General features: G+C 73.4%; 1 protein-coding gene. It reads left to right on the plus strand.

All coding sequences use genetic code 11. The features are described from left to right. Nucleotides 1-265: 265 nt before the first annotated feature. The coding region (locus C1I97_RS37740; protein WP_111007348.1) for a biotin--[acetyl-CoA-carboxylase] ligase at nt 266-1,055 on the plus strand (790 nt) is incomplete at its 3' end.

Raw genomic sequence — 1,055 nt, forward strand, 5'->3', positions numbered from 1 at the left:
GCTCGCGGGCGGTCAGCTTGCCCTTGGCGTGCTGCTTTTCCACGGCGCGCGCGGAGCCGGCGTGCGTCGCCTCCTGGATCCGGCGCTGCAGATCCGCGAGCTTGCCCGCGGTCGTACGGATGTCGATCTCTTGGCACTCTTCCGGCTCGGACATCGGGATCGCGGCTCCCTGCCTGCTCAAAAGGGGGGACGGTTACTCATTCGTAGAGTAGTGGGGGCCCCGCTGATCAGCAGTGCGGCGTATACCACACCTAGTGTGGCTTGCATGACGTCCCGAGATGCAGCAGACAACGGCTCCGAGAACATTCCGCAGGGCAGCCGCTGGTCCGATCTGGACCGCCCGCCCCTGAACGCCACGGCCCTGCGGCGCGGGCTGGTCCGCGCGGACGGCCTGTGGTCCCGGCTGGACGTGGTGCAGCGCACCGGCTCCACCAACTCCGACCTCGTGGCCCGGGCCGCCGCCGGCGAGGTGGCCGAGGGCGCCGTCCTGGTCGCCGAGGAGCAGACCGCCGGCCGGGGCCGCCTGAACCGTCAGTGGACGGCTCCGCCCCGCTCCGGCCTGTTCTTCTCCGTGCTGTTGCAGCCCAGTGAGGTCCCGGTGGTCCGCTGGGGCTGGCTGCCCCTGCTCACCGGGGTCGCGGTCGCCACGGGCCTGTCCCGGGCGGCCGGGGTCGATACGGCACTGAAGTGGCCCAACGACCTGCTGGTCACTGTCGGCGGCGAGGAACGCAAGGCCGGCGGCATCCTGGCCGAGCGGGCCGGCGACGACGGGGTGGTCGTCGGCGTCGGCATCAACGTCAGCCTGCGGCAGGAGGAGCTGCCGGTTCCCCAGGCCGGTTCGCTGGCCCTGGCCGGGGCGGTGAGCACGGACCGCGATCCGCTGCTGCGGGCGATGCTGCGCTCCCTGGAGGACTGGTACGTGCGGTGGCGCGCGGCGGGCGGCGACCCGGCGGCGAGCGGCCTGCAGGAGACGTACGCGGCGGGCTGCGCCACGCTCGGACGCCCGCGCCGGCGCCGCCGGACTGCGAGAGCGGGTCGCCGCCGAGGTCGTAGAC

Origin of the sequence: Streptomyces sp. NTH33 (assembly GCF_003236365.1) — a bacterium.
Classification (GTDB): domain Bacteria; phylum Actinomycetota; class Actinomycetes; order Streptomycetales; family Streptomycetaceae; genus Streptomyces.